At 61.9% G+C, this 13,826-nt stretch carries 13 protein-coding genes; 10 read left to right on the top strand and 3 right to left on the bottom strand.

Annotation, left to right across the window (positions count from 1 at the left end):
- A complete protein-coding gene (locus tag OG205_RS24545; protein WP_330270434.1) occupies nucleotides 1-906 on the top strand; it encodes a LysR family transcriptional regulator in 906 nt (301 codons plus the stop codon).
- Here the strand turns inward: OG205_RS24545 and OG205_RS24540 are convergent.
- Complete coding sequence (locus OG205_RS24540) at nucleotides 863-1,624, bottom strand: AraC family transcriptional regulator (RefSeq protein WP_330270433.1); 762 nt, start codon at nucleotides 1,622-1,624, stop codon at nucleotides 863-865. The genes OG205_RS24545 and OG205_RS24540 overlap by 44 nt on opposite strands.
- 88 nt (nucleotides 1,625-1,712) lie before the next feature.
- On the opposite strand from OG205_RS24540, the gene OG205_RS24535 reads away from it, so the two are divergent.
- Nucleotides 1,713-2,516 carry an NmrA family NAD(P)-binding protein gene (locus OG205_RS24535; protein WP_330270432.1) on the top strand — a complete coding sequence of 268 codons (804 nt, stop codon included), beginning with the start codon at nucleotides 1,713-1,715 and terminating at the stop codon, nucleotides 2,514-2,516.
- Here OG205_RS24535 and OG205_RS24530 read toward each other — a convergent pair.
- Nucleotides 2,492-2,875: a hypothetical protein gene (locus tag OG205_RS24530; RefSeq protein ID WP_330270431.1), complete on the bottom strand. Its 384-nt coding sequence runs from the start codon at nucleotides 2,873-2,875 to the stop codon at nucleotides 2,492-2,494. The genes OG205_RS24535 and OG205_RS24530 overlap by 25 nt on opposite strands.
- Before the next feature lie 453 nt (nucleotides 2,876-3,328).
- On the opposite strand from OG205_RS24530, the gene OG205_RS24525 reads away from it, so the two are divergent.
- The 3 genes from OG205_RS24525 to OG205_RS24515 all read left to right on the top strand — a co-directional run bounded on the left by OG205_RS24525 (nucleotide 3,329) and on the right by OG205_RS24515 (nucleotide 6,773).
- Nucleotides 3,329-4,201: a helix-turn-helix domain-containing protein gene (locus tag OG205_RS24525; protein ID WP_330270430.1), complete on the top strand. Its 873-nt coding sequence runs from the start codon at nucleotides 3,329-3,331 to the stop codon at nucleotides 4,199-4,201.
- Between the two features lie 208 nt (nucleotides 4,202-4,409).
- Complete coding sequence (locus tag OG205_RS24520) at nucleotides 4,410-4,649, top strand: DUF397 domain-containing protein (RefSeq protein WP_330270429.1); 240 nt, start codon at nucleotides 4,410-4,412, stop codon at nucleotides 4,647-4,649.
- A 237-nt stretch (nucleotides 4,650-4,886) separates the two neighbouring features.
- On the top strand, nucleotides 4,887-6,773 hold the full coding sequence (locus OG205_RS24515; RefSeq protein WP_330270428.1) for a tetratricopeptide repeat protein: 1,887 nt from the start codon (nucleotides 4,887-4,889) through the stop codon (nucleotides 6,771-6,773).
- Here the strand turns inward: OG205_RS24515 and OG205_RS24510 are convergent.
- Complete coding sequence (locus OG205_RS24510; RefSeq protein ID WP_330270427.1) at nucleotides 6,770-8,440, bottom strand: hypothetical protein; 1,671 nt, start codon at nucleotides 8,438-8,440, stop codon at nucleotides 6,770-6,772. The genes OG205_RS24515 and OG205_RS24510 overlap by 4 nt on opposite strands.
- Nucleotides 8,441-8,932: 492 nt before the next feature.
- Between OG205_RS24510 and OG205_RS24505 the strand changes: the two genes are divergently transcribed.
- The 5 genes from OG205_RS24505 (at nucleotide 8,933) to OG205_RS24485 (ending at nucleotide 13,767) form a co-directional block, all read left to right on the top strand.
- Entirely contained in the window at nucleotides 8,933-9,442 is a 510-nt protein-coding gene (locus OG205_RS24505; RefSeq protein WP_330270426.1) for a nucleoside-diphosphate kinase, read from the top strand.
- Nucleotides 9,443-9,451: 9 nt separating this feature from the next.
- On the top strand, nucleotides 9,452-9,772 hold the full coding sequence (locus tag OG205_RS24500) for a hypothetical protein (RefSeq protein ID WP_330270425.1): 321 nt from the start codon (nucleotides 9,452-9,454) through the stop codon (nucleotides 9,770-9,772).
- Nucleotides 9,773-9,986: 214 nt separating this feature from the next.
- Nucleotides 9,987-11,162, top strand: a complete 1,176-nt coding sequence (locus OG205_RS24495; RefSeq protein WP_330270424.1) for an AAA family ATPase — start codon at nucleotides 9,987-9,989, stop codon at nucleotides 11,160-11,162.
- Entirely contained in the window at nucleotides 11,159-12,082 is a 924-nt protein-coding gene (locus OG205_RS24490; RefSeq protein WP_330270423.1) for a hypothetical protein, read from the top strand. The genes OG205_RS24495 and OG205_RS24490 overlap by 4 nt, the downstream gene beginning before the upstream one ends.
- 35 nt (nucleotides 12,083-12,117) lie before the next feature.
- Nucleotides 12,118-13,767 (top strand): DUF262 domain-containing protein, encoded by a 1,650-nt coding sequence (locus OG205_RS24485; RefSeq protein ID WP_330270422.1) that lies wholly within the window; start codon nucleotides 12,118-12,120, stop codon nucleotides 13,765-13,767.
- The last annotated feature ends 59 nt before the right edge of the window (nucleotides 13,768-13,826 follow it).

The raw sequence follows: 13,826 nt of genomic DNA, 5'->3' as shown, positions 1-13,826 counted from the left end.
ATGGACGTGGACACGAGGCTGCTGAGATATTTCGCCGCCATCGCCGAGGAGGGCAACCTCACGCGCGCGGCGCACCGCCTCTTCGTGTCACAACCATCGCTGACGAAACAACTCAAGCACCTGGAGACGCAACTGGGTGTGCGGCTGTTCACGCGGTCCAGCACGGGGATGAGGCTGACGGAGGCCGGCCGTGCGCTCGCCGCGCGCGTCCAGCCAGTGCTCGCGGGCTGGGACGCGGCGGTGAGCGAGACCAGGAGCGCCGCCCGTGTGCTGCGCGTCGGTTTCCTGGCCAGCGCGGCGAACGACGCGACGCAGGCCATCGTCAAGGCGTTCGGGAGGCTCCGGCCAGGCTGGCGGGTCGACCTGAAACAGGCACCCTGGTCTGATCCGACAGCGGGCCTCGCCGGTGCGGAGGTGCCCGTCGCGTTGCTGCGATTGCCCTTCCCCGGCGAGGAGACGTTCGGCGTGCGGACGTTGTTCAACGAATCCCGTTGCGTGGCAATGCCTTCCGTGCACCCGCTGGCCGGCCGTTCCTCGATCGACTTCCACGAGTTGTGGGACGACCCGGTCATCGTCGCCCCTGCCCTGAAGGGAACCTGGCGCGAGCACTGGCTGGCGTTGTCCGAAAGGGACGGCCGCGAGGTCCGCGTCGGTGCCGTCACGGACCACCCCGACGAGTTCCTCGGCGCGATCGCCGGCGGCTACGGCGTCGCGCTGGTTCCGGCGTCCACGTCCCACTTCTACTCGCGGCCGGACATCGTCTACGTGCCCGTGAGGGGCGTGAGCCCCAGCGAGGTGGCCGTGGCGTGGCTGCCGGACCCCGGTGAGGCAGCCACCGACTTCGTCCGCTGCTGCCTCGACGTCACGCGCTCGCGGCGCACCGGCTGCGGCACTCGCTCGGGCTGAACCCGTGCACGCGCTTGAACGCGGCGCTGAACCCGAACGCGTCCGCGTACCCGACCTTGCGCGCCACCGACGCCACCGTCGCTGACGACTCGGCCAGCAGATCCGCGGCCAGCGCCATCCGCCACTCGGTGAGGTACGTCAGCGGCGGCACCCCGACCAGCTTCGCGAACCTGCTCGCCAGCGTCGTCCGCGCCACCCCGGCCTCCTTGGCCAGCAAAGCGAGCGTCCAGGCCCGTTCGGGACTCGCGTGCATCGCCGCGAGGACGGGCCCGACCACCACGTCGGCCTGGGCCCCCAGCCACCCGTCGCCGTGCTCGCGGTCGAACCACTCCTTGAGCGCGCACACCATCAGCCAGTCCAGCAACCGATCCGCCACCACACCCGGCCCCTCCATGCCGATGGTGGCGTAGAACTCCGCGCACCCGTCCTCGCCCGGCGCCACCAACGCGTCCGGCAACACGGCGGTGAGCCGCCGCGCCACGGCCGTGCTGACCTCGTACGTTCCGCTCACCACCGAGGCACGCCCTTGCGCCGCAACGGACTCCTGCACCACGAGGATGTCCCCGGCCCTGGCGGTCTGCCCGCGCACACTGATCTCACCGGACGCCACCGCGTACAAAGTGAGTCCCGGCAACACCCGCGTCCCGTCGATCTCGGTCCGGCGCACCCCGGCGCCATCCGCGCGCACCCCGCGCAGCAGTTCGTCGAACGGCTCCATGCCGTCCACGATACGGCCCGAACGATCGAACATCATCGATGAACTCTCGCCCATGTCCTCTCCGGGCCCACACGGGTTGGCTGGGACCATGACTGAAGAGATCCTGGTCCTGGGCGCGACCGGCAAGACGGGCCGCCGCGTCGTCCGCACCCTCGAAGCCGCCGGTCTGACACCCCGCAAGGCCTCCCGCGCGACCGGCTTCGACTGGAACGACCCGTCGACCTGGAAGCAGTTCCTGCACGGCGCCACCGCCACCTACCTGATCGCCCCGGAAGACCCGTCCGCCGTCGCCCCGTTCGTCGAGCAGGCAGCAACCTCCGGCGTCCGCCGCCTGGTCCTGCTCTCCGGCCGCGGCCTCGACAAGACACCACCGGACGTCTTCCAGAGCATGCACGCCGCCGAGAAGGCCGTCCGCGCCAGCGACCTCGCCTGGACCGTCCTGCGAGCCAACAACTTCAACCAGAACTTCTCCGAGGAGATCTGGCAGCCCGAAATCGAGGCGGGCCGCCTCTCCCTCCCCGTGGACGACACCCCGGAACCGTTCGTGGACGTCCAGGACATCGCCGAGGTAGCCGCCCTGGCCCTCACCACAGACGACCACGAGGGCCAGACCTACGACCTGACCGGCCCGGAGGGAGTCACCTTCGCCACCGCCGTGTCCCAGATCGCCACAGCCACCGGCCGCCAGATCGACCTGGTGAAACTGACCCCGGCCGAATACCGCGAAGCCCTGCTCGCCCAAGGAGCACCAGAAGAGGTGGCCACAGAGCTGAACGGCATGTTCGAGGCCATGCGCACCGGCCACCTGGCCACCCCGACCGACGACATCGCTCGCCTCCTGAACCGCCCGGCCACCAGCTTCGAGACCTACGTCTCCGAAACCTGGCGCTGACGAGGCAACAACAGGTGCACGGCAAACCCAGCAGCCGTGGCCATCACCGCCTGGTAGACGACCGACACCTGGTACCCGCCCCCAACGAGGAACGCGGCGTCCAGCCCGGTCGTCCACCAGCCGGCCAGCTCGCCGAGCCCCAGCACGTGCCACCCGAAGAACCCGGCACACCACCCGCCGACCACCCAGGCCGCCTGCCCACCCCGCCGCACGAAGAGGAACGCCGACACCGCGGCCACGGCGTTGAAGGCGAGGGCGATGCCGGTCAGCGTCGCGTCGGGGTTCCACAGCAGGCTTGCCACCGTTTGCACCACGAGCACGCCGACGACCAGCCCGATGCCCAACCGCGTCTTGTCCACGAGCCTGATTATTCAGTCGTCCGGGGTCGAGACCGAAGCCGGGAATCAATGATCGGTCGGGCCGAACCGGAGGCTTCCCGCCGGATCCTGCCCAACTGGGGCGCACGTGATTCGAACGTTCATCGATGAAGATCACTGCGCGTGGTGGTGGTATGTCGGGTTTGATCACCGCTGACGCTTCGTCGACGCTGGGAAGATTCCCAAGTAGACGATGCTGTCGCTGTAGTGCCTCGCGCTTTAGTGAACACCCTGATGGAGACTTCATCGCCGTTCTCGTTACTCACCGTTATCTGGCTGGCGTGCGGCGAGGGTGCGCGTCGTCTCAGATGGTGAAGCTGTCACGGCAGAGGTGGCGATTTGGCTGGTGTCAGTGAGCGACGTTGTAACGGTTAGATGCACTGCGCGATATGGGATCTGCCATGTGGCAAGATGATCCCACATTGGGAGGGCGTCATGAGCCAGAGAGACACCCCGATCGTCCACCAGCGGCGGCTACGGGGCGAACTGCGCAAGCTGCGCGAGGCCGCTCGGATCACCCAAAAGCAGGTAGCCGAGCAACTGGAATGGTCTGTTTCCAAGGTCATCAGGATTGAAAACGGAACTTCAAAGGTCGGCGTCACCGATCTGAAGGCTCTCCTGAACGTTTACGGGGTCACCAGTTCTGATGAGATTGATCCGTTGCTGGACGAGGCGCGTGCCAGTCGCAAGAGCGTGTGGTGGACGCCTTATCGTCCGCACATAGACCCGCAGCTGTACGTGTTCATCGGGTATGAGGCCTCTGCTGTCCGAATATGTCAGTATCAGGCGCTGGCGATGCCGGGATTGATTCAGACACGCGATTACACCCGTGCGCTCGTGTCGGGTTTCGGAGACAGCAGGACCGAGATCGATCGCGGGATCGACATTCGCGCAAAACGCCAGGGCATCGTGACCGAGGGCGGCCCTGAGCTGCGCTTCATCATTGACGAGGCGGTACTGCTGAGGTTCGTCGGCGACCCTGAGATCATGATCGAGCAATGGGAGAAGATCCTGGAGAAGGCGAAACTCTCCAACGTCTCCGTGAGGGTCCTGCCGCTGCGCCCGCGTGACGCGAAGGCGCATCGAGGCATGCGCGGATCTTTCTCCCTCCTGGATCTCCCTGGTGACGATGGGCACGTGCTCGTGCTGGAAGAGCCGTTGCGGGACGTCATGGTCAGGGACGACCAGCAGGACATCGACAAATATGTAGAAGCTTTCGCTGTGCTGCAGGAACTTGCAATGAATGAAGAAGACTCAGTCGAGCGCATTGAACAGCTCATCAGTGAAACGCGGTTTCTGCTCCAGTAGTCGCCGACGTGAGTGCAATGGTCTGATCTGGCGCTCGAGTGCTCGGCTCAATCGAGTAATCGTCTGGTCTGATCGGTTCGCGGGACAGTTGATGTTCTAGGACATTGCGGTTGTTCACGTACTCGATCGGCGGTGCAGTTCTCCGGCCTACCGAGCTAACTTCGCAAGGGGCGCTGCTGGTGGGCGCCAGTGGGGTTAGGGGGCAGTCGTGAACAGGACAGAGAACAGGACAGGGCGAGCCTGCGTGGTTCAAGTGGATGAAACGGGTTGTACGTGGCTCAAGAGTTCCGTGAGCGGACCCGTTACCACTGGGCAATCTTGCGTGGAATTCGCGTCGAAGACGGACGGCGATGTGTCGGTCAGGACCTCGCGTGATCGTGATGGTGGGCGACTGCACTTCAGCGAGGCTTCCTGGGCGATGTTCATCACCGACGTCAAAGGGCTGTGACGACCGACGGGTAAGTGACAGATGACGCGTCCGCCTGAGCATTCCGGTGAGGTGCACAACCAGGTCGATTCCTCCTCAGCGGGATCCGTTGTGCAGGTTGGAACCGTTCTCGGATCCCTCACCGTCCCTCTGTCGGGAGACGCTGCGTGGTCTCGAGCGCGCCAGTTGCCCGCACCTCCTCGTGTGCTTGTCGGCCGTGATCCGGAGCTGGGACTTCTAACTGAGTCACTCGTCAGGATGCGGGCTCGCGCCGAGGTGCCGGTGATGGTGATCGAGGGCGCGGCCGGGATGGGGAAGTCCAGTCTCGTGCTGCGGTGGGCACACGATCATGCGAGCGAGTTTCCCGGCGGCCAGTTGTTCGCCGATCTGGGCGGGGAACCCGGCGCGCCTGCGTTGGCGGTGCTGCACGGTTTCCTCCGCGCACTGGGTATGGAGCCGGCTGCCCTGCCTCAGGAAGTGGGAACCGCATCGGCGGCATACCGCAGCGTCCTGGCACAGCGCTCCGTGCTCGTCGTGCTGGAGAACGTCGCGAATGCTGGACAGGTGCTGCCGTTCATACCCGGAACCGGCACCAGCGCTCTGGTGGTCACGAGCCGCGCCCGGTTGACAGGGCCGGACATGAACGGTGTTTCGGCGCTCCACCTCGGCGAGCTGGCCGAAGCGGAAGCCGCGCGGCTGCTCCGGGCCTATCTCGGCGAAGTAGCCGAGCGCGAGTCAGTGGAGGTGCTGGTCGACCGCTGCGCGGGCCTGCCTCTGGCTCTGGCGATCGTGGCCGCACGCGCCGCCGAGGAGCAGGACCTGCCGAGCCTCGCCGCCGAGTTCGACGACGCCGACGACGAACTCGATGTATTCGACTCCGCTGATGGGGACAACCGGCTGCGCGCGGTGTTCACGTGGGCGTACACGTCGTTGTCAGAAGCAGATGCACGCGTTCTGCGGGTGTTGGGCACCTCGCCCGCGACCGAGCTGACAGCGGCATCGGTGGCGAGCCTCCTGGCCGTGCGCGGCGTCGCGGCGACCCGGCACCTGCGCAGGCTGACGTCGAGGAACCTCCTCACCCAGCGCAGTCGGCACAGATTCCACATGCATCCGCTCGTTCGCTCGTTCGCGCGGCAGATGTGTGTGGCCACAGATGAGTCGGGGGACATCATGAACGCGACGCGCAGGCTGGTCGACTTCTACACCCACACCGCCCGAGCGGCCGACCGCATGCTCTACCCGAACCGTTCCGCGGTACTGCTGTCCGCGCCCGCGGAAGGCAGCGACCCCCTGACGTTCGACGGCGAGGACGACGCGGTCCGGTGGCTGGGCGTGGAGTACCGGGAACTACGCGCCGCGCTGGACGAAGCCGTGCACGGCAGCTGGCACGAGCAGGCGTGGCACCTGGCCCGTTCGCTGGACACCTACCACTACCGCAGCGGGCGGCTGGCCGAGAACGTCGAGACCTCCCGCGTGGGCGTCATCGCCGCCGTGGCCCTCGACGACACCGTGTGGACCGCCATCGCCCTGCGACAGCTCGGCCGCGCGTACACCAGGGTCGGCGACTTCGACGAGGCCTCCCAATGCCTGCGCCGCTCGCTCGCGTCGATCGGCGAGGACGGCGACGACGCGGAGCTGGGCCACGTGCACCACGACCTCGCCAGGCTCGCCGCCCGCTCCGGCGACCACGCGGCCGCCCTGCGTCACTCCTCTGAAGCCCTGCGCCGCTATCGTGAAGCACGGAACGCCATAGGCGAATCGCACGCCTTGAACGCCCTTGGCCGGGCTCAAGGCGAGTTGGGCGACGACGAGGCCGCCATCCGCAGCTGCGCCGAATCCCTTGCCCTCAGCGAGAAACTCGGCAACCGCAGCGGCCGCGTCGTCGCGCTGGACAACCTGGGTGTGCTGTCCCGGCGCACGGGCGCGTTCGATCAGGCCGTCGCCCATTTCTCCGAGGCCGTGCGACTGGCCGCCGAGCAGGAGGACCGCTTCTTCGAGGCCGAGGTGACCGAGCGCCTGGGCCTCGTGCTGGCGTCGCGCGGGGACGCCGGCGCCGCCGAGGTTCTCCGCCGGGCTCGTGACCTGTTCAGCAGCCAGCATCGAACCGTTGAGGCCCAGCGCTGTGACGCGGCGCTGGGCGGCTAGCACTCGTCGTTGTCGTCGTCCGGCGTCTCCTGGATCGCGCGCTTCCAGTACTTGTCATCGATCCGGCCCCACAGCAGACCCCCGATGACCGACCACGTACGACCGCGTCGCGCCACCTTCAGCCGCCGGACCGGGTTCGGGCAGTTCCGTTCCAGTGCTCTGATGTCGTAGGCCCCGAAGCGATAGCGCTTCCGGTCGCACGTGAAAGACAGCCAGTCGCACTCGGCCACCATCCGCCGCCGGTTCAGCTTGTCGAAGATGGCCCGTGCGGCGCCGATTTCGACCTGCGCGTCACCACGACGGCGTGGCACCCAGAACCGGGCGCGGAGCAGATGTCCGTTGGCGAGCAACTCGGTGCACGCCTCCGCCCTCTCGGCGCGCGCCCTGAGGTCCAGCAGCGTCTCGTCGAGGAGCTTGGTCGCGCCGGCGGTCCCGCCCTGCTCGAAGGCGACCGCGGACTGCAGCAGCCTCGCCTCGTCGTACCAGTGGAACTTCTGGTCGGAGAAGCCTTTGGCCGCCTCGGCGCTGAACCGGGCGGCTTCGTCCAGCGACCGCTTGTTGCGCTCGTACCGGTACTCCGTGAAGTGGACCTCCGCCATCGCGAGGGCAGCCAGGTGCTTGTCCTCGGAGTCGACGGACTGGAACTGGTTCATCGCCGACACCGCGAACACGCGCGCTCGTGCCACCTCCTCGGCACGCGCCTCGCCGGACCTGAACCCGGCGAGGCGGACGTGAATGAACGCGAGGCAGCGCTTGGCCCTCGCGATCGACGCGGCGTCTCTGGCGGCGCACGCCAGTCCGTACGCCTGCTCGGCGACCACTTGTGCCATGGACAGCTTGTGGTTGCAGCACAACACAAACGCCTTGTTGAGCAGGTAGGTGCACTTCTCCACCCTGCTCTCGTCGTCGAGGTCGAGCTGCTCCACCGCCTTCAGACAGATGTCCGTGATCTGTTCCAGCAGCACGAGGTCGTCGACGCGGAAGGCAGCCAGCCTGATCCTCTTGAACACCGGCAGCAGGTCGCTCGAGTGCGACACGCCTTTCTTGAGAGCCCGCCTGACCCAGGCCATGCCGATCTCGTACGCGTGCGGGTGGCAGGGGTCGACGTGCCGAAGTTTCTCGGTGAGGCCGTCCCACGGCTGGGTGGGGACCTGTGTCTTGTCCTCCGCCGGCAACCGTCCGAGCACGACCCCCTCCGAGTGGTCGTAGGCGTTGTGCACCCGCTTCACGATGGTGTCGATGCCTTCGCCGGTGACGTGGTCGAAGCGCGTGTTCTCCAAACCGCGCAGGATCATGGGGCCGTCCTCGGCGTCGACACCGGGCGGGAGCACGGGGATCACGGGGCATCCGTCACCCATGCCGTGTTCGTAGAGCCGCTGGATCAACATGCGGATCTCCCACTGCCCGCCCTTGTGCTCCTGCGGCGGCGCGTCCTCGTCGCAGTTGAACAACGCGGCGAGCTCGGGCGTCACAACGCAGATCACCACGAGGTTCTCGATGTTGTTCGCCATCCACTGAGCCAGGCTCGCGCGGTTGGACGTCTTCAGGACGCGATCCATCTCGACATCGAGCTTGTGCCGCCTGAGCTCGAGATCGAGGACGGGCACGACCACCCTGCTGAGGTCGCCGCGCACCCAGAGGATGAAGATCTTGCGTTTTCGCCGCACCAGGCCCCTCCGGAGTGCCCTGTTCCAAATGCAACATGGCAATCGGAACATGACGATGTTGAGTTGCGGGAGCCTATCAAGCACTTGTGGTGGCTGACCGGGAGGTGCCGCATGGGCTTGGGCGTGTCGCAAGCCCATGTCCGGGCAAAGAAAAACCACCTCGACGACCTTGCGGCGTCAGAGGTGGCTGTGAGGCGCCCCTGGCAGGATTCGAACCTGCGACCTCGGGATTAGAAGTGATGCAATCGTGACGCTATGAAGTCTCTAGCAGCGATTTTAGCGTGGAGCCATGTTCATGTCGTCTCCACAGAGCCATGTGCCCATGCTGTTGGCTCCACGACTGGCTCCACGCCGCACGTCCCCTCGGCGGCCTTAAGTTGATCATCTCTCGTGGACTCAACGGCAGTGTGACGTCGCGATCAGAGGTGCGCTGCCCTTGTGCTCAGCAGTCGGTATGGTCTGGGTCACAAGTCCGACTGGGAAAGGACAAATATGTCTGACTCGCAGGATCTTGGCGTTGAGCGGACTCTCGTGTTGTTGAAGCCGGACGCGGTTGCGCGGGGCTTGGCCGGACGCATAATCACCCGCTTCGAGGATGCTGCACTGAAGATTGTGGGCGTCAAAATGAAAACCTTGGACGCAGAGTTCACGCGGAAACACTACTTTGACCTCGAAGAGCGTGCAGGAGCTGACGTCTTCAATACGACTGCCCAGTTCATGCAGAGCGGTCCCGTCATTGCGTTGGCTCTTGAAGGCGTGGATGCGGTTGCCAAGGTTCGGAAGATTATCGGCGGTACATTCCCTGACCAAGCTCCGCCGGGCACCGTGCGAGGGGACTTTGCGCATCAGACAAAGTCATCCTCTGAAGTCAGTGGAAAAGCAGTGATGAATCTAGTCCACGCTTCCGGCAATGCAGAGGAGGCAAAATACGAGATCGAGCTTTGGTTCCAGGTTGCAGAGCGATTTGAGTACGAGACGCTTGCTGAGAAGTTCGCGTACTGAGGAGTCGTCATGGGTGACGCGAGCCGCCACGTGTCGCTTGATGAGCTGAAAACGGCTTTTGAATGTGAGCAAAAGACTAATCCACGCGCAGCGGCCGAAACTGCCTACGCGCTTGCAATTCTGTATCGAAATTATGATGTGAAAGGATGTCGTCGATTCGACTTGGCGAAACTCTGGGCCAACCGTGCGATTGCGATTCTGGCTGAGTTGCCGTCAGGAAGTATCGAAGATGTTGTAAGCACTCGTGACGCAGTCGGCGGGGTGGCTTTGCCGGAACTGCTACACGCGGAATCGGCTCGACTGAGGCTCGCTGATGTGGTGTTTGAATGAGTCAATCAGCACCTAAGGGTTTGGGCTTCTCAGCCCAAGAAGCGAGCTGGGGAAACTAGCGGTGATGTCCGCAACCTCTGTGACGCTCCGCTCGCCGTTGAGCTGTGTACATGTACCGATGTAGGTGTGGTGTACCCACCAGGCCAGGTTCACGAGTATTCTAAGTCGTGCCGTCGCGGTCAACAGGTCGACGCAGAGCTGAAGGGCTGTCGTAGTGCTCACTGAAGTTGAATGTGAAGGATACAAAACTTTTAGTGCCCGCACGCGACTAAGCTTGCGTCCTCTTACAGTCATTTTTGGGAAAAACAATAGTGGCAAGACTACCTTGGCCCGGCTCCCTCTGTTTGCTGCCGCTAGCCTTGCTAGCAGAGGAAGTAACTATGTTCTCTCTGTTGATGATATAAGGTTTGGTTCTTCGTTTGCTGACCTAGCAAGCAGTGACCAGCCCCATCCAAGAATCTTTCTTCGTATGCGCTGGGAGCAGCAAGCGGAAGGAGAAGAGCCAACAGCACGATCGCTCGCTCGTGAGTTGCAATACGTTTCTTCTGGAATTGAACGGCATGACGTCCAGGCTCGGCGACTGATCATTGATGATGAGCCGCCTGTTGAGTTCAAGCTGAGCAAGCCGTCGGATGGAACTATCCGAGCGATGAACCGCGACCGTCTGACGCGCGATGAAGTATTTGCGATCACGCAACGGCGCGACTTTCTGCAAAGGCTGGTGCGCGACACAATCCATATTCCGAGTGCTCGCGCTAAAGTGGAGACCACTTACGCAACCCGTGAGCCAAACGCATGGACACTCGGCGAAGTTCCATATCTATTGGCGACGAACAACAGTCTTATGAGCGAGGTTGCGGCCTGGTTCGAAAGCAATATGAATGGTCTTGTGATTGACGTTGATCTAGCAGCGTTTGCTTTCCGCCTGGTGGAAGTCCACGAAAATGTCGCTGTGAGCCTGTCTGAGAGTGGACGCGGTACACAGTCTGTACTGCCAGTGGTGGCATTGCTTCTGGCAGTTGCCCGGCTAGAACGGCGTGCGCGCCTTATTGTAGTGGAGGAGCCTGAGGAACACCTCCACCCGTCGGCGCATGGCGCGCTGGGTGATCTACTTATTGAGGCAAGTGGTCATTCTCAGATCGTAGTTGAAACACACTCGGAGAATTTGATACTTCGGCTCCGTCGGCGCATTGCGGAAGGAGCAATTAATCCCGATCAGATCTCCTTCTGCTACGTCGATGAGGATCACAATGCTGTTCCGATTGAAATCGACGCTCAGGGAATCGCGGCGAACTGGCCTGTTGGGGTCTTTGAAGAGGACGCCGAAGAAGCCCAAGCGATCGTTCAAGCAAAACTGGCTGCAATGGGCCCGCTCGGGACCGGCGAATGATCATTGCGTTGTCGGAAAGCTGCCCGCTATTCGCCCCGGCGAATGAGGTGCACCTGCATCGGTTTCTTCTTACTATTGCCTGGCGCTGGCACGCTATTGCGGATCCTTCTCCTAACGACTTGAAGAAACTGCTCCCTCCGCACGTATGGTCTCTTTATGGCAGCCTTCTTGCGCGTGAATACGGCAACCTAGTTAACTCTTCCCAGAGTTGGGTTCGCCATAGCAATTGCGGCAACTGCGATCCGGAGAAACTGGCAACTTTTTATTCCTTGCCCACCCTAGTGGTTGTGGAAAACGCGCAAACAGACGGTGGTTGGCTGAAGGCTGTTGCTGATCGGTTGCGTCCTGCCGTCGCACGTCGCTTCAGTGGAAAGAATGCCATGATCTCCGTGTCGCAGGCAGGCGGCATCGGGGAGATACCAAAGGAAGTTCGCAGGCTTGCAGAAAGATATATCGCTGCAAGGCCCCACGAAAGCGTGCCTCTCCGAGTGGTTGCGTTGGCGGATAGTGATGCGCAAGAGCCAGGCAAGGTGTCGGACAGTGCCAAAGAGGTTGAAAAAGCTGCGGATGCGATCGGAGCAACCTCTCATATACTACAGAAGCGAACTATTGAGAACTATGTGCCAGACGACGCCTTACTGAAATATTCTGACCAGCGCAGAGAGCGAAGAGGTGCCGTAGAGCAGATCGTCTCTTTAACTGGTCCTGCGCGTGACCATTACCCTTTGAAGACCGGCATTGATAAAGCGCATATGTCCACCATCTATCCAAGTGATCTTAAGCTAGAGTTGGGCGTGGGAGATTTTATTCAGGACTTCCTTGCCAATTTCTATCACACAATGTCTGCCAGTGAGCTTAGGGGCAGGGATGGAATTGGTGAGCTTGATGATCTGATGGAAAAATTGGAGCGTAACCTATGACTACTTCTAGTGCACGTCCACCGTCGGTAGTCGAGGTGCGCCCGGAGGTCGTATTCCTTTACGAGTTGCTTCAAGAACTCAAGGAAGGCCGCCTTCGAATTCCAAGATTTCAGCGCCCATTTGTTTGGCGGCGGGATCAGATGACCGATCTTCTAGATTCGGTGTACAACCAGTATCCGATCGGAAGTCTCTTGGTGTGGGAGACGGACGAGAAAATCGCTACCCTGGATGGGCTCGGTCCTTTTTCTTTTCCGCATGCACCTGAAGGCTCGGTGGGATACCTTCTGGATGGACACCAGCGGTTGTCCACGTTGGCCGGCGCATTGGTCTCGCGTGAAGAACAATTTTCCGCCGAAAATGGCCCTGACCCGCTGCAATGGGAGTTGTCGTGGGACATGGAGCAGGGGCGCTTTCAGCACGGCAGTGCTGACCAAGATAGGTCGAGGCTGTTCCCGCTAACAGCATTGCTCGACACTCTGAAGTTTTTTGAGGCTGCAGACGCAACTCGTTCTGCTCTGGCCGGCCGCCCGCGGCTAGCTGAAGAGCACATTGCCAAAGTAAGTCAGCTTGCTCGGTCTTTCCAGCATTATCGGGTTCCGGTTATTCGCATCAGGCAAACAGGTCTGACGCAAGCGGTAGAGATCTTCGCGCGATTGAACTCTAAAGGTCAGGCTATGTCGGCTGATCAGATGGTCAGCGCACTGACATATCGACAGTCGGGCGAAACGAAAGGCTTTGATCTCGCCAGTAAGATTGATGAGATGTCCGCCCAGCTTGGCGAACAAGATTATGGCGATGTGGACCGAACTACGATCTTGCGAGCTATCCTCGCAAATATTGGTGAGGACATCTATAAGACCGACTGGACACGCCTCGCAAGTAGTAGGCGTGCTGAGATACTTACTCAGCTTGAAAATGGAGTCATCAAAACCTCGGCAAGTCTTGATAAAGCGGTCGAATTCCTAAAGGCCTTGGGAGTTAAGACCAGTCGACTTCTTCCGTATACGATGCAAGTGACTGTGCTTTCTGCATACTTCGGAAATTTTCCCGAGCCTTCAGCGGGGCAGCTTGAATTCTTGAAACGGTGGTTCTGGGTATCGTCATTTTCTGGGTGGTTTGGCTTCGCTAATCCTTCTCGTGTGAACTCGTTGATTACCGAGATACGTCGCAAGTCGGCGGATCAGCTGAGCAGGCGACTGGAAAACTTCGACATGAGTGCAATGTCGCTACCATTTCCATCTACATTCGACATGCGCAGTGCGCGTACTCGCACGTTGCTTTTGGTCATGCTCAGCATCGAGCCGCGGCGGCCTGAGGGTGACGTCATCGTCGACCCATGGCGGCCAATCGCGGAGAAAGGTCCAGACGGGGTTGGCTATGTCTTCAATGAACTTCCTCGGGACCTGCTTGGAAATCCGGCTAACCGCATGATCCGGCCACCGGGGGGTGAGCGCGGTAGTCTGCGAGGGTGGATCGACCGCGAGCTTTCAAATGTTGGCGATGATGTAATTGCATCGCACGGGTTGAATCCGAGCGCGCTTCGGGCAATCGCTAACAACGATGTGCGTGGTTTTATCTCCGCGCGTCAGGATCTACTTATCGACCTTGAGCATAGCTTTCAGCGGGTGGTCGGAGTGCGTCCTAGTGATGCTGCTGTTGGTGGATCGCCTGTGGATACCGACTAGATTGAGGTAAGGGGCCTCTCCTCCTTGTTGATAGAGGCACTGTTGTTAATAGGAGTGCA

This window comes from Lentzea sp. NBC_00516 (genome assembly GCF_036346835.1).
Taxonomy (GTDB): Bacteria; Actinomycetota; Actinomycetes; order Mycobacteriales; family Pseudonocardiaceae; genus Lentzea; species Lentzea sokolovensis.
This window is presented reverse-complemented; position numbering and strand designations above follow the sequence as displayed.

What these genes read in the sequence shown, in the direction of transcription:
- OG205_RS24545 (WP_330270434.1), top strand. Translation starts at nt 1, where the DNA reads ATGGACGTGGACACGAGGCTGCTGAGATATTTCGCCGCCATCGCCGAG.
- OG205_RS24540 (WP_330270433.1), bottom strand. Translation starts at nt 1,624, where the DNA reads ATGGAGCCGTTCGACGAACTGCTGCGCGGGGTGCGCGCGGATGGCGCC.
- OG205_RS24535 (WP_330270432.1), top strand. Translation starts at nt 1,713, where the DNA reads ATGACTGAAGAGATCCTGGTCCTGGGCGCGACCGGCAAGACGGGCCGC.
- OG205_RS24525 (WP_330270430.1), top strand. Translation starts at nt 3,329, where the DNA reads ATGAGCCAGAGAGACACCCCGATCGTCCACCAGCGGCGGCTACGGGGC.
- OG205_RS24515 (WP_330270428.1), top strand. Translation starts at nt 4,887, where the DNA reads ATGCGGGCTCGCGCCGAGGTGCCGGTGATGGTGATCGAGGGCGCGGCC.
- OG205_RS24505 (WP_330270426.1), top strand. Translation starts at nt 8,933, where the DNA reads ATGTCTGACTCGCAGGATCTTGGCGTTGAGCGGACTCTCGTGTTGTTG.
- OG205_RS24500 (WP_330270425.1), top strand. Translation starts at nt 9,452, where the DNA reads ATGGGTGACGCGAGCCGCCACGTGTCGCTTGATGAGCTGAAAACGGCT.
- OG205_RS24490 (WP_330270423.1), top strand. Translation starts at nt 11,159, where the DNA reads ATGATCATTGCGTTGTCGGAAAGCTGCCCGCTATTCGCCCCGGCGAAT.